Source organism: Borrelia sp. A-FGy1, from assembly GCF_014084025.1.
Classification (GTDB): Bacteria; Spirochaetota; Spirochaetia; order Borreliales; family Borreliaceae; genus Borrelia.
In genome coordinates this window covers 639527-660858 of sequence record NZ_CP043682.1, presented here as the reverse complement: position 1 = coordinate 660858, position 21332 = coordinate 639527, and the positions used below count along the sequence as shown (strand labels likewise).

15 protein-coding genes, 6 tRNA genes and 2 pseudogenes are annotated in these 21332 nt (G+C 28.0%); 7 read left to right on the top strand and 16 right to left on the bottom strand.

Annotated elements, in window-relative coordinates:
- The first annotated feature begins 74 nt into the window (after window positions 1–74).
- Both mfd and F0310_RS03085 read left to right on the top strand, forming a co-directional pair.
- A pseudogene (gene mfd / locus F0310_RS03090) lies at window positions 75–3423 on the top strand (transcription-repair coupling factor).
- 13 nt (window positions 3424–3436) lie between these two features.
- Window positions 3437–4651 carry an acetate kinase gene (locus F0310_RS03085; RefSeq protein ID WP_182117483.1) on the top strand — a complete coding sequence of 405 codons (1215 nt, stop codon included), beginning with the start codon at window positions 3437–3439 and terminating at the stop codon, window positions 4649–4651.
- A gap of 57 nt (window positions 4652–4708) precedes the next feature.
- On the opposite strand, the gene F0310_RS03080 is transcribed toward F0310_RS03085, so the two are convergent.
- Complete coding sequence (locus F0310_RS03080) at window positions 4709–5254, bottom strand: DJ-1 family glyoxalase III (RefSeq protein WP_182117482.1); 546 nt, start codon at window positions 5252–5254, stop codon at window positions 4709–4711.
- A 16-nt stretch (window positions 5255–5270) separates the two neighbouring features.
- Window positions 5271–5344 (bottom strand) — tRNA-Met (locus tag F0310_RS03075).
- Between the two features lie 497 nt (window positions 5345–5841).
- Between F0310_RS03075 and F0310_RS03070 the strand changes: the two genes are divergently transcribed.
- Complete coding sequence (locus tag F0310_RS03070; protein WP_232535959.1) at window positions 5842–7386, top strand: glycoside hydrolase family 3 N-terminal domain-containing protein; 1545 nt, start codon at window positions 5842–5844, stop codon at window positions 7384–7386.
- On the opposite strand, the gene F0310_RS03065 is transcribed toward F0310_RS03070, so the two are convergent.
- A complete protein-coding gene (locus F0310_RS03065; protein ID WP_182117480.1) occupies window positions 7376–8335 on the bottom strand; it encodes a DHH family phosphoesterase in 960 nt (319 codons plus the stop codon). The genes F0310_RS03070 and F0310_RS03065 overlap by 11 nt on opposite strands.
- Window positions 8336–8442: 107 nt before the next feature.
- Here F0310_RS03065 and cdd point away from each other — a divergent pair, with 107 nt between their 5' ends.
- Window positions 8443–8910, top strand: a complete 468-nt coding sequence (gene cdd, locus F0310_RS03060; RefSeq protein ID WP_182117479.1) for a cytidine deaminase — start codon at window positions 8443–8445, stop codon at window positions 8908–8910.
- A gap of 11 nt (window positions 8911–8921) precedes the next feature.
- Here the strand turns inward: cdd and F0310_RS03055 are convergent, their stop codons facing one another.
- Window positions 8922–9290 carry a hypothetical protein gene (locus tag F0310_RS03055; RefSeq protein WP_182117478.1) on the bottom strand — a complete coding sequence of 123 codons (369 nt, stop codon included), beginning with the start codon at window positions 9288–9290 and terminating at the stop codon, window positions 8922–8924.
- Window positions 9291–9393: 103 nt separating this feature from the next.
- Here F0310_RS03055 and F0310_RS03050 point away from each other — a divergent pair, with 103 nt between their 5' ends.
- The 3 genes from F0310_RS03050 (at window position 9394) to rpsD (ending at window position 11546) form a co-directional block, all read left to right on the top strand.
- Window positions 9394–10758, top strand: coding sequence for a cation efflux transmembrane domain-containing protein (locus tag F0310_RS03050; protein WP_182117477.1), 1365 nt, complete (start codon window positions 9394–9396; stop codon window positions 10756–10758).
- 63 nt (window positions 10759–10821) lie between these two features.
- A tRNA-Met gene (locus F0310_RS03045) sits at window positions 10822–10894 on the top strand.
- Window positions 10895–10919: 25 nt separating this feature from the next.
- A complete protein-coding gene (gene rpsD, locus F0310_RS03040; protein ID WP_182117476.1) occupies window positions 10920–11546 on the top strand; it encodes a 30S ribosomal protein S4 in 627 nt (208 codons plus the stop codon).
- Window positions 11547–11571: 25 nt separating this feature from the next.
- Here rpsD and F0310_RS03035 read toward each other — a convergent pair whose 3' ends face one another.
- From F0310_RS03035 to F0310_RS02980, 12 genes and pseudogenes are all read right to left on the bottom strand, one after another.
- Window positions 11572–11721, bottom strand: a complete 150-nt coding sequence (locus tag F0310_RS03035) for a hypothetical protein (RefSeq protein WP_182117475.1) — start codon at window positions 11719–11721, stop codon at window positions 11572–11574.
- A gap of 42 nt (window positions 11722–11763) precedes the next feature.
- A complete protein-coding gene (gene lon, locus F0310_RS03030; protein WP_182117474.1) occupies window positions 11764–14172 on the bottom strand; it encodes an endopeptidase La in 2409 nt (802 codons plus the stop codon).
- Window positions 14147–15443: pseudogene (gene clpX / locus F0310_RS03025) on the bottom strand (ATP-dependent protease ATP-binding subunit ClpX). The gene lon and the pseudogene clpX overlap by 26 nt, the downstream one beginning before the upstream one ends.
- Window positions 15444–15466: 23 nt before the next feature.
- Window positions 15467–16051, bottom strand: a complete 585-nt coding sequence (gene clpP, locus F0310_RS03020) for an ATP-dependent Clp endopeptidase proteolytic subunit ClpP (protein ID WP_182117703.1) — start codon at window positions 16049–16051, stop codon at window positions 15467–15469.
- Between the two features lie 14 nt (window positions 16052–16065).
- Window positions 16066–17415, bottom strand: a complete 1350-nt coding sequence (gene tig / locus F0310_RS03015) for a trigger factor (protein WP_182117472.1) — start codon at window positions 17413–17415, stop codon at window positions 16066–16068.
- Window positions 17416–17462: 47 nt separating this feature from the next.
- Window positions 17463–17534 (bottom strand) — tRNA-Gly (locus F0310_RS03010).
- Between the two features lie 6 nt (window positions 17535–17540).
- A tRNA-Leu gene (locus F0310_RS03005) sits at window positions 17541–17621 on the bottom strand.
- Between the two features lie 62 nt (window positions 17622–17683).
- Window positions 17684–17757: transfer RNA gene (locus tag F0310_RS03000), tRNA-Arg, on the bottom strand.
- Between the two features lie 15 nt (window positions 17758–17772).
- Window positions 17773–17847, bottom strand: a tRNA-His gene (locus F0310_RS02995).
- Window positions 17848–17943: 96 nt separating this feature from the next.
- Window positions 17944–19365, bottom strand: a complete 1422-nt coding sequence (gene pepD / locus F0310_RS02990) for a beta-Ala-His dipeptidase (protein WP_182117471.1) — start codon at window positions 19363–19365, stop codon at window positions 17944–17946.
- Between the two features lie 562 nt (window positions 19366–19927).
- Window positions 19928–20107 carry a hypothetical protein gene (locus F0310_RS02985; RefSeq protein WP_182117470.1) on the bottom strand — a complete coding sequence of 60 codons (180 nt, stop codon included), beginning with the start codon at window positions 20105–20107 and terminating at the stop codon, window positions 19928–19930.
- Window positions 20108–20840: 733 nt separating this feature from the next.
- Entirely contained in the window at window positions 20841–21332 is a 492-nt protein-coding gene (locus F0310_RS02980; RefSeq protein WP_182117469.1) for a chemotaxis protein CheD, read from the bottom strand.

Genomic DNA, 21332 nt, shown 5'->3' with positions numbered 1-21332 from the left:
ATTATATATAAAGAACCCGATAATAACTATAATATATAATATTACACTAAACTACAGAAACAAAAAGGTAAAATATGAATGCAGAAAAAGAATTAAGTCCTAGACTAAAAAATAACCATGATTTTAAAAAAAAAGAAAATTCATAGAACAAAAATACCATTTACATTAATAGGATGTGAAGGATTTTTAAGGCTTTCTTGATAAATAAAATAAAAGAATACAGTAAGAGCCATAGTGCCTTTTTAATAGCTAAAAACGAAAACATATCTAATGAAATTAAAGCTGATTTAACACAAATAACAGATAAAATCTATGAGCTAAGTTATTTCAATTCGATTACATACAAAGAAACTTGCTCAAAAAATAAAATCTTTAGTGAACAATTAAAATTCTTAATCAATTTTTATAAAAATAATCCTGGAATTTATATTGTTTCAATAAATTTTCTCCTTAGCAAAATTCCTAATAAAGAGAATCTATTTAAAAAAAATTTGTAAAATTTAGAAAGAAAAGAAAATAAACATAAAAACACTTGAAAAAAACTAATAAAATTAGGATATAAAAAAACAAAAAGAGTTACACTACCTAGAGAATTTAAAATAAAAGGGTGAGAAATAATAGATATATATATTCATTCGACAAAACAAAACCAATAAGAATTTATATAAATCTTGACAAAATAAAAGAAATAAAAGCATTTAATGCTTTTACTCAACTAAAAGAGAAGGTAATGAAATTTATGAATTTGAAATCACACCTAAAAAAGAATTATATGGGATAACTCAATAACTAAATTAAATAAACAAATAAAAAATGAAAATAAAGAATTATTTGAATACATCAAAACAAAAAATAATATAAAGACAGAAGAAACTTTTTATTCATTAATAGGAGATATATACTTAAGCCAAGAAACCAATAAAGACACTCCTATTATTAACTTTGAGTTCCCAAATTTTCAAGAAGAGATAAAAAGTTTAAAATAATATGAAAAACTTTATGATCAAGCAATAGAAATAAGAAAAAAAACAATAGCACCAAAAGAAATTTTAATCAATCCAAAAGATTTAAAATTATAGGCTAACATTTTTTTTCTCAAGATCTGAAAATATTCAAACAGAAGAATTTATAGAATTTCAAATTGAAAGCAAGTGTTAATTTCCTTTCAAGCACCAAGCACCATACTTACAAAAGACAAAATAAATCATTGGATCAAAGAAGGGTTTAGAGTAATAATTTCAGCAAAATCTAAATCACAAAAAGAAAAACTAAAATATCTCTTCAAAGATTTACCAAAAATAAAAATTGAGATTCTAAAAATATCCAGTTACCTTATAATCAAAAAAGAAAAAAATAGCCATTATTCTTGATTCTGAGATTTTTAATAGAAAACAAAAAATAAATAAAGATTTTGAATTATCAAAAACAAAAATTATTGACTCATTTACTGAAGTTGAAAAAATAGTTATGTTGTACATATAAATCATGGAATTGGAATATTCAGAAAGGTAAAAAGAATCAAAACAAGTTTACTTGAAAAAGATTTCATTGAAATTGAATATGATGATAATGAAAATTTATTTATCCCAATTGAACAAACACATCTTACCCAAAAATATATTGGGAATAATAATCAAAATATAAAACTAGATAAAATTAGCTCCAAAACATGAAAAAATAAAAAAGCTTATACAAAAAAAGAATTGATGAAATAGCAAATAAACTTGTTTCACTTTATTCAGAAAGAAAAATCATTAAAGAATTTAAATACCCTAAAGATAACAAATGGCAATTATTATTTGAGTCAGAATTTCCATATGATGAAACTCCAGATCAATTAACTGCAATATCAGAAATCAAAAAAGACATGATGAGCTTTAACGCAATGGACAGATTTTTATGTGTCGATGTTGGTTTTGGTAAAAATGAAGTAGCAATGAGGGCCGCATTTAAAGCTGTAATTAGCAAGAAACAGGTAGCAATACTTTCTCTAACAACAATTCTAACAGAATAACATTTCAATATATTTAAACAAAGATTTCAAAATTTTCCAATCAAAATTGCAATGATGAGTAGATTCGTAAAAAATCAATAGAAAGAGAAATTATTAAAAATTTATCTATAGGAGAAATTGACATAATAATTGGAACACACAACTACTAAAAATACTATTAAAGAGTTAATATATAAATATTTAGGATTAATCATAATGGACGAAGAGCAAAGATTTGGAGGAAGAGAAAAAGAAAAGCTCAAAGAAATTAAGGCATCTGTTGACTGCCTTTCGTTATCAGAAACTCCAATTCTAAGATCTCTTCATATGTCATTAATCAAATTAAGGGATATTTCTGCTTTAAGTATTCCACCTAAAAATAGAATTAAAATAGAGAATTATATAGAAGAATTTAACAAGTTTTAATCAAACATGCAGTTGAAAATGAACTTCCTAGAGGTGGACAAGTTTCTCTTGTAAAGAAAAACATTAAAGAGCTAGAGTCAATAAAATTGATTTTAGAAAAAATAATTTCCTATGCAAGAATAGTAGTCATTCATGCAAAGCTTACAGATGACCAAATTGAAAATATTATGTATGATTTCATAAAAAATCATATCAAATACTTCTAGCAACAACAATAATTGAAAACGGAATCAACATTGAAAATGCTAATATAATAATAATTAACAATGCTCATAGATTCGTTCTTTCACAACTATACCAACTAAAAGGAAGAGTTGGAAGAAGTTCACAAAAAGCCTTTGCTTATTTTTTATATAAAAAAAATTCCAGTTTAAATGAAAACGCCATTGAAAGATTAAAGTCAATATCTGAATTCTCAGATTTAGGAAACGGATTTAAAATTGCAATGAAAGACATGGAAATAAAAGGAGTTGGAAATTTACTTGGAAAAAACAACATAAAAAAACTGAATCTATTGGACTAGACTATTATCTAATAATGCTAAACAAAGCAATTGAGCAGAGAATAGGCAAGAGTCCTCAGGAAAACGAAATGATCATTGAAATTAAATATGATAGATACATTCCAATAGCTATGTAAATAACGACCGAGACAAGATATTAATTTATAAAAAAATTTCAGGAATTCAAAATGAAGAAGATCTGAAATTTACGACCGATTTGGTAACATCCCTAAATAACTAAACACTCTACTTAAACTAGCAGAAATAAAAATACTTGCAAAAAGTTAAATATATTAAGTTTAAAGGAAAGAAACGAATCATTAGAAATTAAATACTCAAGAATAAAAAGCATTCCTATCAAAAAAGCAATAAAAATAATAAAAGACAATCCTGCCATATTTAAAGTAAATCCAAAATATAAAAATCAATTTTTTTAAAACTCAATAATAAAGAATCAAATAAAATTAAATACATATACAAAAATCTCAACTTATTATTATAATAAAAGATAGAATATGAAAATATTAACAATTAACACAGGAAGTTCTTCATTAAAATTTAAACTTTACGAGTATGAAAGTAAACAAATATTAGTATCTGGAACAATTGAAAAAATAAAAGAAAGAAAATCAATAACTAAAATTAATACTAAAGAAATAATAAAAGAAAAGATAAATAATGGGATTAAATCACATAGAGAAGCATTAAAACAATTGGTTAAGATTTTAAAAAGTAAGGAATTAAAAATTTTAAGAAATCTAGATGAAATTCAAGGAATAGGGCACAGAATTGTACATGGAGGACCAGATTTTAAAAAATCAGTGATAGTCAACGAAAATATCTTAGCAGAATTAAAAAAAATATCTGAACTTGCACCTCTTCATAATCCAGCTGCAATCAAAGTAGTAGTAGAAACACTTAAAATATTTTCAAACGCAAAGCAAGTTCTATGCTTTGATACTTCATGGCACCAAACTATGCATACAAGTGCATTTTTATATGCTATTCCATATTCTTGGTATAAAGACTATAATATTAGAAAATATGGATTTCACGGATTGTCATATTCATACATAACAAAAAGAGTTGCTAAAATACTCAAAAAACCCACTAAAGATTTAAATTTAATAATATTACATTTAGGCAATGGATCAAGCATTAATGCCGTTAAAGGAGGTTTATCATATGATACAAGCATGGGTCTTACTCCACTTGAAGGCCTTATAATGGGAACAAGAAGTGGAGACATAGACCCTTCAATTATTACTTTAATGAGCAAATTACTAAACAGAACAACAAAAGAAATAGAAAAAATTCTTAATAATGAAAGTGGTATGCTTGGAATATCTTGCAAGTCAAATGATTTACGAGATATTTGGGACGCAATAGAAAACAACGATTATAATTCCAAACTTGCAGTTGAAGCAATGGCATATAGAATAAAAAAATATATTGGATCTTACCTTGCAATTTTAGATTTTAATATAGATGCATTAGTATTTACGGCTGGCATCGGCGTCACCGACTATGGAATAAGAGAACTAGTGTTAAAAGGTTTTGAAAAGGTAGGAATTGAAATAGACCATACAAAAAACAATCTAGCAAAATCAAAAAACACAGAATCTGATATCTCAAGTGAAAAAAGCAAAATAAAAATACTTATAATCCCAACAAACGAAGAACTAACTATCCTTGAAGATACTTATAAACTAATCTCAAAAAACGAATAAATAATTAAAACTATATCACTTTAAATAACAAAATAAATCAAACTTACTGCATTAAAGTTACATTAACACTTTTTGCTTAACATCTTCAACTGCTCGATTTCCCTTAATAATCTTAAGCAAGGTAAAAGCAAACTCAAAAACGGTACCAACGCCCTTAGAAGTAATGAAATTATTACTAATGACAACATTTTCATCTACAAATTCACCATCAGTAGTATTATCTTCAAATCCTGGATAGCATGTAAATCTATTTATTCCCAAAAGACCCTTTGCAGAAAGTACAATAGCTGGAGACGCACAAATAGCTGCAATAAACTTACCCCTTAAATTCATATGCATTAAAATTTTATCTAAATCCTTAGACTCAAAAAGATTGCTAGCACCAGGCATTCCGCCAGGAAGTATTATTAAGTCAAAATCATCTGCACTACAATCCGATATTTTCTCATCCACCCAAAAAGTAATTCCTCTAGACCCCACAACAACTTTATCATCATTTAAACTAACAAGCTTAACACTAACCTCACCCCGCCTTAAAATATCAATAGGTACAGTAGCTTCAATTTCCTCAAAACCATTCGCAAGTATAACACCCACTCTCATATATAAAACTCCTTGATGCTGATGGAGGGACTTGAACCCACGACAACTCGGATATGAGCCGAGTGCTCTAACCAACTGAGCTACATCAGCTTTTAGCCATTAAAGTTTATAAATTCAAATATATTTTGTCAATACAAAAATTATATATTTAAAGTGTAATTTTACTTTATCGAAAAGTTTAAAGTCAAAATAACTAATAAAACTTAAATTATAAAAGCAAAATTTAAACTATAACTAACAAAAATTAATAAATCAAACATTTTTAATATTTTAAATTATAATTAAATATAATAAAATTATATTTAATTATAATTTAAAATATTTTAATGAAAAATATATTGAAGCAATAAGTGATCAAAATAGGTTTATAGCTTTATTGAAATTGTTTTTAAATAATAAAAAGCTTAGATAAAAAATTTAAATAAAATCATATGCTTATGCATCAAAAATATAAATACAAAATTATTGTGAGTTAAATGAAGAAAGTTATTTATATTGTTATATTTTTTATCAATAATAATTGTTTCTCTTACAACTTTTGGTATCTAGAAGATAAAGAAAAATTAATAGACAAAATAGTTAATCAAATGAGTGACAAAGAACTATTAGGACAAATGTTCATGATAAGCTATCAAGGTGATATAATAACAAACTTTGCTCTTAATTTTATTAAAGAAAAAAATCTGGGAGGAATAAAAATCTTTGGGTGGAATGCCAAAAGCTTAAACATGCTAATAGAGAGTATAAATAAAGCACAAGCAATGTCTCAAAAAAATAGATTCAAAATTCCCCTATTTATTGCTACAGACCAGGAAGGCGGTTGGACACAGCATATCAAACTAACAACATCAAAAACAATAGGAAACCTTGGCATCACAGCCACCCTCTCCCCAAACGATTCTTACCTAACAGGATATTACATAGCAGATGAATTAAAGCGTCTTGGTATAAATTTAAATTTCGCACCCATAGTAGACATCTATACTCATGAAGATAATTTCACAATAGGACCAAGAACATATTCTAATAACCCACAGGTAGTTGCTTTATTCGCTCTAGCCTTTTACAAGGGACAAAAACAAGCAGGAATAATTTCAACAGCAAAACACTTCCCAGGACATGGAAACACAGTTATTGATTCTCATACAAAAATGCCAATAATAAACTCAAATTTAGACGAGTTGCTAAAAAATGAACTACTGCCTTATAAAGTATTAATACAGGAAAACATTCCAGTAATCATGAGCGGACATCTAGCATATCCAATGCTTACAAACGGCAAAGAAATACCAGCATCATCATCAATTAAAATCTTAAAGGGGATACTTAGAGAAAAATTAAAATATAATAATTTAATTATAACAGATGATTTATTAATGAATGCTGTAAGGCATAAAAACGAAAGTATCTACGATACAATTGAAAGAATCATCCGAACCGAAACAGATATCTTATTAATATCATTAAATGAAAACATACAAATCAACTCTTATAAAAGGCTCTTAACTCTTATGCAAAAAGATAACGAAATAAAAGAAAATATCATTAAATCCAATAAAAGAATACTTAGAGTTAAAATAGAATACTTAAAAGAGAAAAAAAATAAAATAGAAATTTATCCAAGTTATAAAAAGGCACAAGAAATACCAACTAATGAAGCCAAAAGCTTTTTTGAGCAAAGTACATTAAGAGGAATAACAAAAATTAGAATAGGAAAAAAAATTTCAAGGCATAAAAAAACACTTTTAATATCGCCTTATTATCAAATGATTTCAGAAGGAAAAAAATTATTTAAAAACAGCTCTGTTTATTACTATGACTACTATCCTCTAAACAGTATTAATTCAAATAAAATTCAAGAAATTAAAAAATTAATTGAAAAACATGAACAAGTTATTTTTAATCTATCAACTCCTGGCAGTCTTAAATACATAGAAAATTTAAAAGAATATAGAGATAAAATAAGTACTATTGTATCCCTTACACCTCAACACATAAAAACTCTAGACTGGATAAAAAATATAGTAATAGTTTATGGAACAACAAAGTTGGCATTTAAATCAGGTTTATTAACCCTGACAGAAGAATTTAATCCTAAAGGAACAATCCCTTTAACAAATTTTAAATCTTAATGCATTCCCTTATATATGAGATTATTTGATTTTCTAAAAGACTTAAAGAGCTCATTTTAATTTTAAATCCACTAGCATGTTTATGTCCACCTCCTCCAAACACTTTAGCAAGATTGCCGACATCAAAATAGTCTCTAGAACGAAGACCTGCTAAAATAGAACCATCTTCCGTTTCTTTTAAAATAACTAATATTTCATTATTTTCAACATTATTAAGAAGTGTATAAAATAACTCATTAACGCCACTAATATTAATATCTTTCTTAGAATCAAAAGGCAAAACAGTAATCAAAACTTTTCCATCAAAATAAGATTTAAGATTATTCAACATTAACCTAAGGATATCTATTGAAGATAAGCTCTTGACAGCCTCAATATAGCTATAAATATCCTTAAGATTTAAACCCTTAGAAACAAGTCTAGCTATCATTTCAAAAGGCTCAGGATCACTGTTTGATATAAATCTAAAAAATCCTGTATCTGTACAAAACCCAACTAAAATATACCATGCTTCTTCTTTAGTAACATCATATCCAAATTGCCTAACTAATTTCTCAATTAAAAAAGTAGTTGAAGGAGCTAAAGGGTCAATATAACTAGGAACATCTAACTTATCTCCCGAAGCATGATGATCAATAACAAGCATAGGCATATATTTTACATAAAAAACAAACTCATCTCCTATTCTATCAAAAATGGAACAATCTAAAATAATTACAGCATATTCTGAAGAATCAATATCAGGCCACTTCGATAAAAATTTATCTTTAAAAGGAATTATTTCTCTTCTATTAAAGGGTCCCTCATTAAGCATGATAGCTTTCTTGCCTATTCTAGATAAAAAAGAAGATAAGGCCAAAGAAGAGCCAATACAATCAAAGTCAGGGTCTTTATGTCCAATAATAATAAAATTATTATATTTTCTAATAAATTCAATAGCGACTATCATAAACAAATATTAACAAACTTTTGATACAATTGAAAATTCAACAGCAATTTGTTCAAAATCATAATTAAATGTTACAATTAAGTATTATAATACACTAAGGATTATAGTTGGAAAATATTAATCATATTAAAAAAGCATTTCAAATGGCTGAAAATGCAAGGAACAATTCATATTCACCTTACTCAAATTTTAAAGTGGGAGCTTGTATAAAAACCAAAAATAATTTGTTTTTTCAAGGCTCAAATGTTGAAAATGCAAGCTTTGGTGCTACTTCCTGTGCAGAACGAGGTGCTATTATAAATATGATATCATCTGTTGGAATACAAAAAATAGATTTCATTTTACTTACAACAATTCCAGAAACTATTCCATGCGCTATATGCCTTCAAGTAATGTCAGAGTTCTTTGATGAAAATACTAAAATAATCATCACAAACTCTGTTATATTTAATTCTAATCAAACAATATCAAAAACTTATATACTAAAAGACTTACTTAAGGTTCCATTTAATAAAGAAGAGATGTCAAGAATTTCATCAAATAATAAAAAGACACATTTTAAGCCTTGTGTATAAACAATAGAAAATCAACTCAAAATACCAAGAGAAACAATAGCACTAGCAAGTTCATTTAATTTACTAGATTCCAAATTCCCAGCAGAAGAATCAAATAAATCTAATATAAGCTTTTTCTCGTGAAGATTGAATTTGCAATCTAAACTTTCTAATGATAGAAATCTAATAATTGGTAAAAATTTATCAATAAAAGCATATATTCCCTCTTCAGAATCAAAATTTCCATAATAATAGCTAAATATATTCTCTAAAGATTTTCTATTAAAAATTTTTAAAAAATCATAAAAAACACTTTGAACGACTCTTGCATTATTGATAAAAATTTCATCTTGAGAAATAGCTTTTTTGCACTTTTTAACAAAAAAATGAGATTTTAACATAAATACCCATACTCAAAATACTAACCAATTCATTGAATATAAAAAAAAATATTGTTATACTCTCAAATAAAATTATGCAATAAAAGTAAGGAAAGGTACAAGTATGGTTAGGGTAATTAATAATAAAAATATTAATAAATATGAAAATTTAAATCTTCAAAATCTAGAACAAGACGAGTTCTTAGTAGCCTATATAGAAAATAATTTTAAAGTCATTTCATATACTAAAGCAAAAATAAAAGATAAAAAAATCGAAGTAAATGATTTTTATATCGATTCAAATTTTAAAGCAGAGGGAATAGAAAAAATAGTATTCAATAATTTAATTTATTATGGGAAAAAAAACAAAATAGAAAAAATTTCATGCAAAATTTCTGAAGTAAAAGAAGAGCTTATAAGTTTAGGATTTACAAATAACAATAACATATATAAAAAAGATTTAACACCTGAAATAAGAAAAGATAAATTTATAATGGGGATTGGACTTATCTCAGTATTGGCAGAAGTAGTATCAATTACATCTAAACTTACAGTGGGAATCCTTTTCAATTCATTCGCATTAATAGCAGATGCTTTCCACGTTTTATCAGATTTTATATTATCAACAATTACCTACTTTAGCCTAAAAATTACAAATAAACCAGAAACAATTCATTACCCTTACGGATATAAAAAGATGGAAAATCTAATATCATTTATTATAGGAATAATTATAATTATTGCAGGTTTTACAATATTTTTAAACTCAACAGGAATGAACAAAATAATTAGTCTTGGAGGCGAATCTGGATTCCATATTCATTATCATCCCAACCAATCTAAAGATAACATTAACGAACATAGTCATAATTACGCCCATTTTCATGACCATGATCATTCCCATTCTCATTCTAGCAATCATTATCAAGAAGATAAAAACAATATTCTCGAAATTTTTTCAAATAAATCTTTCAAAAAAAGCATTTGGATACCGTTAATACCCTTTATATTTTTCATAGTAAAAATAGTTGAATACTTAGTAAAATTTCAAATTGGGAAAAGATATAACAACTATTTACTTCTAGCATTATCATCAGCTGATAAAAACTGCATTTTCTCCCATGGAGGTACCACACTAAGCTTACTGCTTGCAAATTATGTATGGACAGGCTTTGACAAAATCATATCCATATTCATTAGTTTCATAATCATTAAAGAAGGACTACATGTAATACTAAAAAACGCTAATAAACTTCTCTCAAAACAAGATATAGATTTAAAAAGAGATATAAAAGGAACACTAAAAAGTGTTAACATAAATTTGAAAGAACTTAATTTATCTCACGAAGGCAATCATTTAAATCTTTATGCAAAATTAGACTTAAATCATGAAAGTGATTTAAAAAATTTAATACAACAAATAAAAACTACAAAAGAAATCATCAAAAAGCAACATAAAGAAATATACGAAATGTATATTTTAATATAACAAAACAAAATCAATTGACACTTTCATTAATGTTGTGTTAATATGCTTAACTATAAGGCGAGACGCAGGGTAGAGCAGTTGGTAGCTCGTCGGGCTCATAACCCGAAGGTCATAGGTTCGAGTCCTATCCCTGCTATATTTTTTTAAGAAATGGAGAATGAATGAATAGGAAAAATATAGCTAAAGGCAAAATGGTAAGAAGATTTGGTGTTAATATATTTGAACAACCAAAGTACGATAAACTGCTAAAGAAGAAACCTCATCCACCTGGAATGCATGGAAAATCTAGAAAAGGTAAGGTTACTGAATATGGAAAGCAGTTAATAGAAAAACAAAAGGTAAAGTTTGCTTATGGTGTAAATGAAAGACAGCTTACTAATATCTTCAAAGAAGCGAGAAGACATCATGGAGTTACTGGTCACAATCTTTTAGACTTACTTGAAAGAAGAATTGATAATGTTGTGTACCGTGCTGGATTTGCTATTTCAAGAGCCCATGCAAGACAAATAGTTTCACATGGAATCATCATACTCAATGGAAGAAGAGTTACAATTCCATCTATTACTTTAAGAGCTAATGATGAGCTACAAGTCAAAGAAAAAGATAATTTAAAAAAATTAGTTAGGTCTAACATAGAAAAAACACCATCTCTTAGGAAACTCCCAAATTGGATAGAAGTGAACGTTGATACTCTAAGAATAAAGGTAATTCGACATCCAGTAAGAGATGAAATACCTACTCTTGCTAATGAGCAAATGGTCGTTGAATATTACTCTAAGAGAGCATAGAAATAGTATAGATTCTTATACTATACTATTTCCCCTTTTTTTTCCCTTTAGTAAATCTTTTTTTAAAGCTATGACTAGAAAAAGGTGAAAAGTTATTCTTAGATGAACTTTTAGTAAGCCATTGAGCATTAAAAAATGCTCTACTGCCTGAAGGTTTTCTGACTCCATCTTTCATATAATACCCCCCCCCCATTAATAAATTTAATAGTATCAAGTTTTAAATAATATTTAAATAATCAAAAACTTCTTCTAAATGAGAAACATATTTAACATACATATTGTCCTTAATCTCCTCAGGAAGTCTAACATAATCTTTTTTATTATCTTTTGGAATTATAACCTTATTTATACCATTTCTGTAAGCTGCAAGTATTTTTTCTTTAATACCCCCTACAGGAAGGATAGATCCCTTAAGAGTAACTTCCCCTGTCATTGCAAGATCCAGAGGAACTTTTTTATTAGATAATATAGAAGCTATTGCTGTTGCTATAGTAATTCCAGCAGAAGGTCCATCTTTGGGCGTAGCGCCTTCCGGGAAATGTAAATGAATCTCAGGACTTTCATTTATATCAAAATTAAGTTTAGAGGAATAAGTTTTTACCACAGAATAAGCAAGTTGAGCGCTCTCTTTCATAACAGCTCCAAGACTACCTGTTAAAATAATATCTCCCTTCTTCTCAAACTTAATAGCTTCAACAGGAAGTATAGTGCCCCCATAATTTGTCCAAGCAAGACCATAAACAAAACCAGAAGAATCAACCTTAATCAAATTAAAACTATACTCAAAATCCATATAAAAATGGAAATTATTCATGTTAATTATTTTATAAATGCCAGGGATATCAGGATCATGAGTAAAAATTGAATTATTTTGATGCATCAAGGAACTAGGAAAATAAAAATTACCCTCTATTATATCTTCTCTAGTATAAACATGAAGCAATTCTCTTACAACCATTCTAAACAAATTGGTAAGCACCCTTTTCAAATTCCTAACTCCAGATTCCATGGTATATTTTTTGATTATGTGCAAAACAACATCATCTTCTATTTTTATATAAACTTTATTTAAAAAACTTTCTCTAACTATACTCGGAATTAAAAAATTCTTTGCAATCTCTAGTTTTTCAATATAAGAATAACCTTCTATTTTAATGATTTCCATTCTATCAAGAAGAGGCTTAGAAATTCCATGAAGAGAATTAGCTGTTGCTATAAATAACACATTAGAAAGATCATAAGGAATTTCCAAATAATGATCAATAAATTTGAAATTCTGCTCGCTATCTAAAACTTCTAAAAGTGCTGCCTCTGGATTTCCTCTATAAGAATTATTAATCTTATCTATTTCATCAAGTAGAATTACAGGATTAGACTTACCCGCCACTTTAATTGCATTGATAAAAACACCTGGCAGAGCCCCAAAATAAGTTCTTCTATGTCCCCTAATTTCTGCTTCATCTCTAACTCCACCAAGAGAAATCTTTGCAAATTTCCTAGAAAGAGAATTAGCAATAGATAACGCAATAGAAGTCTTCCCAGTACCAGGAGGCCCTACAAGGCATAAAACAGGTGCCCGAACTTTAGAATTAATGTGATAAACAGCCAAAAAATTCATTATTTTATCTTTAGCTTCGTTCATTCCATAGTGAGAATTTTTCAAAATCAATTCAATATCAACTAAAGAATTTTCCATAGCAGTATTTTCATTCCAAGGCAGTTCAAGCAACAATTCAACATAGCTTCTAATAATATTAGCATCTGGTAAATTCGCGTTCATGAATGACAATCTAGAAATTTCTTTTTCAATTCTTGATTTGATATCTTCAGGGATTTCTTTAGAATTTAATCTATCAACATAATCAGATTCTTCCTTCCCTAATCTTTTCTGTATTTCCTTAATTTGCTCATTTAAAAAATATTCCCTTTGATTCTTATTAAGCTTATCTTTAACTTTAGATTTAATATCCTTTTTAAGGATTAAAAGATCAATCTCAATATTTAAATTTATAATCAATTTTTCTATTCTAATCTGAATATCTAACTCTTGTAAAAGTTCTAATTTTACCCCATACTCTAAATTAACATTAAATGCTACTATATCAACAAGTTTAGAAGGATTATCCAAAAAATTAACATTCTCATCACTATCCCCCGTTTCTTTGGCAGAAAAATAGGATTTATAAGTTTCATAAACTTCTCTTAAATACCTAGAATAAATAAAAAGCTTACTATTAAATTTGTGCTCATCAGAAATAAAATCAACCTTTGCTCTAAAATAAGTATTTTTCTTAAGAATACTTTTTATAACAACTCTATCCTGACATTCAATTAAAACCTTTACTAAATCTTTAGCAACTTTTATAACCTGAACAACTTTTGTATAAGTACCAACAGAATACACATTTTTTAAATCAATCTTTCCAGAAATATTAGACTTTAAATTATCAACATAAGCAAATAAAATCAACCTACTCTCTAACATAGACTGATAGATAGCTTCAATAGCAAAAGTATCATCAAAAGTAGTCCATAAAATTACATTTGGGAAAAAAACATTTCGCCCTAAAAAAATAACTGGAACATCGTCTTTCTTAACATTAATTAGATTTAAAATTGATTTCATAAAGTTCTTTTGACCAAATTTTATTAACCTGCTTCACCCGTCAAAATTAAGGGTTCAATATTCTTATTTAAAACAGATTCTTTGGTAACAATAACTTTCTTCGCTTGTTTAACCGAAGGTATTTCAAACATAGCATGTTTAAGTAGCTCTTCTAAAATAGAACGCAATCCTCTTGCACCCGTATTCTTAATCATTGCCTCTTCTGCAATTGCATCAATTGCATCATTTTCAAATACCAGCTCAACATTATCCATCTTAAACATATGATAATATTGCTTCAAAATAGAATTATCTGGTTCAATTAATATTTTAATTAAATCTTTCTTTTCTAGCCTTTCAAGATAAGAATGCACAGGTAATCTACCCACAAATTCTGGAATGAGCCCAAACTTAATTAAATCTTCTATCTCTAAATATTTTAAAAAATTATCGTCTCTCATCTCTTTTCTATCATTAGATGAAAATCCAATAGAACTCCTACTAATTCTTTTCTGAATAATCTTTTCAAGCCCAACAAAAGCACCACCACATATAAACAGAATATTTTGCGTATTAATCTCAATAGTATCCTCATAAGGATGCTTTCTTCCTCCTCTTGGTGGTACATTGGCAACAGTACCCTCAATAATTTTCAGCAAAGCCTGCTGAACCCCTTCTCCAGAAACATCTCTAGTGATTGAAACATTTTCACCTTTTTTTGCAATCTTATCTATTTCATCTATATAAATGATGCCTCTCTCCGCAAATCCTATATCTCCATGAGCTGCATGAATAAGTTTAAGTAAAATATTTTCGACATCTTCACCTACATAGCCAGCCTCAGTAAGTGCTGTAGCATCTGCTATTGCAAAAGGAACATTCATTTCAGTAGCCAATTTTTTAGCAAGCAAAGTCTTACCGCTGCCAGTAGGACCCACAATTAATATGTTAGCTTTTTCAAGCTCAACTCCCCCTCCCCCATTAACTATACTACCCCTAAATATTCTCTTATAGTGATTATAAACAGCCACAGATAACACTTTTTTAGCATCTTCTTGTCCAATAATATACTTATCTAAATGATTTTTAAGCTGTCTAGGCGTTGGAAGCACTCTAGAAGATTTACCACTTAGAGATTTTTCTGTCTCTTCTTGAAAAAGATTGTAACATACTTTAGAGCATTCAAAACAAATAGCAACAGACCTTGCAGTAATCATTTTCCCTTCAACTTCAGTTTTACTGCGTCCACAAAAAGAACATCCTTCTATCTTTTGACTTTTACTTCTAGCCATATAAATTTTTATCCAAAACTAAATTAATTTCTCTCCAAAATATTATCAATAATCCCATAATCAAGAGCATCACTTGGTGTCATAAAGTAATCCCTTTCAATATCAATAGATAATCTTTTCTTAGAAACCCCTAGCTTACTAGACATAATATCTATTATTAATCTCTTAAGCCTGATAATTTCATTTGCCTGTATACTAATGTCACTAGCTTGCCCCCCTATTCCACCCCAAGGTTGATGAATCATTATTCTTGAATACGACAATGATTCCCTCTTCCCCAAAGTACCTCCTGCAAGCAAAAATGCAGCCATTGAAGCTGCCTGACCAATACAAATAGTCCTAACATCTGGTTTAATATATTGCATAGTATCATAAATTGCAAGCCCTGAAGTAATACTACCTCCTGGAGAATTTATATAAATATATATATCCTTGTTAGAACTCTCAGATTCTAAAAAAAGAAGTTGTGCAATAATTGTATCTGCCTTAATATCATTAATCTCACCACTCAAAAAAATTATCCTATCCCTCAATAATCTTGAATATATATCAAAAACTCTCTCATAATTCCCCGTATGCTCTACCACAGTAGGCACCAAAGTATGCATATACTCTCTTTTCATTATCCACCTATTTCATTCTTAATAAAATCTTTAAAAGAAATTTTGTTAAGCCTAATTTCCTTAACATTTTTTAAAATCTTATCTTTAACTTTTTTTCTCTTTATTTCGTCTTTTAAAATTTTCAACAAATCCTTTTCTTCATAAAATTTATGAATCTCTTCAAGGCCTATCTTTGCATCACATGCCTGTCTGATAAGCTCCTGTTCTAAATCAATATCTGTCACTTCTTCTATATCATTGTCCACCATCTTTTGTAAAATTAACTTAGACTTTAAATTTTTAATTACATTGTTTTTAAAAACATTATCTTTATCTTTCATTTCATTTAAAGAACTTCTTAATTGGTCAATACTAATCTTATCCCGTTCTGAAAATTTGATCAAAGCATTATTAAGTTCAACTTCAAACATGGAAGGAGGAATTTCTATGTTTAATTTTTCTGAGATATTAAACAATAACTTTGAAAGCTTAAAATCTTCCTCCTTTTCCTTCACAAGCTTTAACATATTTGTTCTTATATGATCTTTAAGTTCATCTAAAGTATTTAAACTATTATTGATATCTTTTGCAAAATAATCATCAAGTTCCGGAACTTCTCGTCTCTTAATATCTTTAATGGTAATCTTTAACCTTTTAACAGAACTAGCAAGTTCCCCAAACCTATAATCCTCTCCATAAATTTTCTTGACTATCCTTTCTTCATCCTTTTTCATTCCAATAATATCTTCATCAAAATCATAATAATTATTAGAATCACATACAGTAAAAACAAAATCTTGCCTTCTAGTTGATAAAATTTCCATCAAAGAATCATCAACTTCAACAAAATCCACTCTAACAATGCTACCTTTCTTAACACTACTATCCTTATCATCAACAATAACCGAATTTTTCGACTGCAATAATTTAAGTTCATCTTCAATATCAGAGTCAGAAATAATGACTTCTGGCATTTCTATCAAAATATTAGAAATATCCGGATTTTCAAATTCAGGATAAGCCTCATACAAAACAGTAAATTCAAAATCCTTATCAAAATCTATATCTAATTTATCACCTAGTATCTGAGGAGTAGCATAACTTAGCGGCTTATAAACAGCATCCTTGAAAAAATCTTCTAAAGATCTATGTATAATTTTTTGCACAGTAAGAGCTTTTAAATTACTAGAATATTTCTTCTCAATAATACTAAAAGGAACTTTCCCTACTCTAAAACCTTGTATCTTAAGTCTAGAAGAATAATCTTTCAAGAATTCGTTATACTTATCCTTAACAAATTCTTTAGAAATTTTAATAACAGCCTCCACCTTAGAATCTGGGAGTAATTTCACCCTATTACTTAATATCACACTATCCTCTAACAAAAATGAACTAATAGCAGCACTTATTTAACTTAAGCGAAAGACGGGATTTGAACCCGCGACTTTCACCTTGGCAAGGTGACACTCTACCCCTGAGTTACTTTCGCACTTCTTGCAGAAGGTGGGAGTCGAACCCACAAGCCAAAGGCACTAGATCCTAAGTCTAGCGTGTCTGCCAGTTTCACCACTCCTGCATTCTTAAAGGTAGTATACAAAACTTAAAAAGCTTTTTCAAGCATAAAACCTCTCATTATTTCGCATCCAGCAGGACTCGAACCTGCAGCCCTTGGATTCGAAGTCCACTGCTCTATCCAATTGAGCTATGAATGCATTGTAATAAATTTAAGGTGATTGACGGGACTTGAACCCGCGACAGCCGGAACCACAATCCGATGCTCTACCAACTGAGCTACAACCACCAATTATATCCAAATTACATGTAAGTTATTTTATATACATTTAAAATGTAAGTCAACAAAATTATACACACAAAACCAAGTAACATAAATATAAAGATTACAACTTCTCCAAACTCACCTTTAAGAAATTATAGACCCTAATAGTTGATTCAATATTAACTCTCTCTCTTGGCGTATGAGCAGCTTCAATCCAAGGCCCAATTGTAATTGAATCTATTCCACCAAATTTTGAAGATATTATTCCAGTCTCAAGTCCAGCATGAATTACAATAACTTTAGGGTCTTCTAAATACATACTTCTATATACACTCTTAAGATGATTTAAAAGCTTACTATCTTTATTTGGATTCCAAGAAGGATAATCATATATTATTTTAAAATTAGCTCCTGCAAGTTTACTAATTGCTATTAAATGACTCAAAACATAATCTTTCTCAATATCAGAAAATGACCTTATTGTAAATAAAAACTGATATTCATTATTTGTTTTTAACAGGCTAGCAAAATTTAGAGAAGTCCTAATAAGTTTCTTATCATAACTTTCAACCTTTTGAACTCCATGTAAAAATGCCATACCCATATTTAAAAACCTATCCTGATCCACATTTTCCAATACAATACCAGAAGAATCTACATTATTTATCACAATCTCAAAATCACAATCAAGGGTACACATCTCCTTTACTTTAAGCTTAAATGAGATTAACTCTTCCTCTAAAAAAGCATAATTCTCAGGATCAATCAATATGAGGGCTTTTGATTCTCTAGGAATTGAATTACTCTTGTCTCCACCAGAGATATATTCAACCTCAAATTCCATCTTTGATCTAAGTTCACTTAAAGCAAAAAACATCAATTTTAAAGAATTTCCCAAATCAACATGAATATCTGCGCCAGAATGCCCTCCTTTAAGACCTGTAAATAAAATTTCAACACCTACATCTTTCCTTTTTTGCCTATATTTTGGAATAAAGTTAATATTAACAAGACAAGAACCAGCACATCCAATCAAAAAATAACCCTCTTCCTCTCCATCAAGATTAATTAACATATTTCCACTACATAAATTAGGATCAAGGCAAACTGCACCTATTAAACCTATTTCTTCATCAACAGTAAAGAGAAGCTCTATCTCAGGATGCTTAAAACTATTAGCCTCACTCATAATAGCAAGCAGTATGGCAATCCCAATGCCATTATCAGCGCCAAGAGTAGTACCTGATGCAATAAAATATCCACTATCTTCAATTATATGTATAGGATCTTTTTCAAAGTCATGAACAACTGCCTCATTTTTTTCACAAACCATATCTGTGTGGGCTTGTAAAATAATAGGACCCATATTTTCTATACCATTAGCCTTAATCTTGACCATGATATTACCTATGCTGTCTTCATTAAAAGAATATCCAAATTTTTCAGCCTCATTTTTAATATAATTACTAATACCCTCCTTATTTTTTGAACATCTAGGTATTTGAGATATTTTTCTAAAATAATCAATTACAATACTTTCCATATTATCCCCTCCCTACTATAACCAAAAAGAGACTTAAGATTAATTACATTTATTTAACAAAATTTTATAACATTATAAAATAAATTTAAATTTATAAATAACATTCTTTATTTACTAAAAATTATCAACGATTAAACTTAAAACTCTTTTTAAATCTCTGAAATAGATCTTGAGAGAATTTTTTCTATTTATTATTTATTTTATTTCCTCTTAAAGATAGTAGCAATTAGCTACAAGAGACTCTCTAACTATTTTAAGATACTATAAAACCACTAACTTACTCTCTAAATTATGCTAATCATACTCAATTGTTTTAGGTGAAATACAAATATTATGCTCAACAACAAAGTGGATTATCAAATTAAATTCCCTTAGCCATATAAATAGTAATCAAATTAACATTGATGTTTTTATCTACATCATTTTACTTCTTTATCTGAAGAAATCTTAAGTAAAAGAAACAAAATTTTATACACTCCTTATGATTTGTTTGCTAAAATTCTGATCATAATTCAAATCTTCCATAATCTCAAAAAAACCGCCTTAAATATTAAATATTTTGTTATCCACAATAGATATTATTTTTTAAATACTCTTCCCCAATATCTGTTCTTATTAAATTAATTATTCTTAAAAGATCATAATAACTATTAGGATTTATCTTAATAAATTGTTTTTTAAAAGCCATTTCAATATCTTTAAAAAGAGAGTTCGTTCTAGATAAATTCAATACTTCTAACACCAATCTCTTCAAATTCAGAAAGATTAACAATCTCACTAAAAATAAACTCAGGATATTCTGAAATTCATTTTAAAAATACTCATTGTATCAGATTTACTCAAGATCATAAAGGCCTATTTTTTATTCTTATCTATTCTTATTATTTGAAATTAAAAATTAGAATCATTAAGAATATTTTTTTAGAAACGATAATTTCATTTAATATCTGCTTCACTAACACCAATAACATCTAAATATATTAAAATTAATTATTCAAAATATAACTATATCTATCTAAATATTTTTATATACAAGCTTTGCATTATCCTTTAATATCTCTTTAGATTTAAAAATAAGATCATCAAAATCATAAAGAATTGTAAAGATTTAATCACTCCTAATAAAATCTTAAATTTTATTATCGTCACTTTTAAGTTTATTTTAAAAAAACATAAGCTCATTTTTAAAATTGACATAGAATTACTAATAAAATTCAAAGATGCACCTTTATTAAAAAAAAGAAACCCAAAAGCATAAAAGTATTAGTTATCAAATTACTACTAAGATTTTCCTATAATATCCTGTAATATGTTTAATTTTCAGCTTTGTTTGCAAAGGTAAAACCAAAATTCCCTTCTACAAACACATGATTATTCTATAGCAACAATTATCGCTTGACACTTAATGAACTATAAATTATTAGAAGAGATCTATCAATACAAATAAGTGCCTCTCCTCTATATCTTAAACAAGATTAAAAAACCCTAGCTCCATCTGGATACTCCACAACAACCTTAAAGTTCTCAGGATAAGCAAAAATCTTTCTAGATTTAGATTGATTAAAATCTTTACTCAAAATAGGAATGCCATACTTAGATAACATACTAACTGCAAAATCTGCATTTTCAGACCCTACTCTTATTGTCTCCTTTGCCATGAAGTTAGCTCCTCCAAAAAGCTTAGCCTTAAGATTATTTTTTAATGACCCACTCTCTAACATAGCATCAATTAACATAGGAATAGCATAAACTCCATACCTACCCCTTTGCGAAAAATCTACTACTGAATCCGACTTCACTAAAACATAATGATTTACCCCAATAATATTATGTATCTCATCATGAAGTACAACAGATACACAAGAACCAAGTATTGTAGAAATAACTCTATTATTTGACACAAAAGCCTCACCTGGAACTATTATTGTAACATCTCTTTTCAACTTAAAATTAAAATGATTTAACAT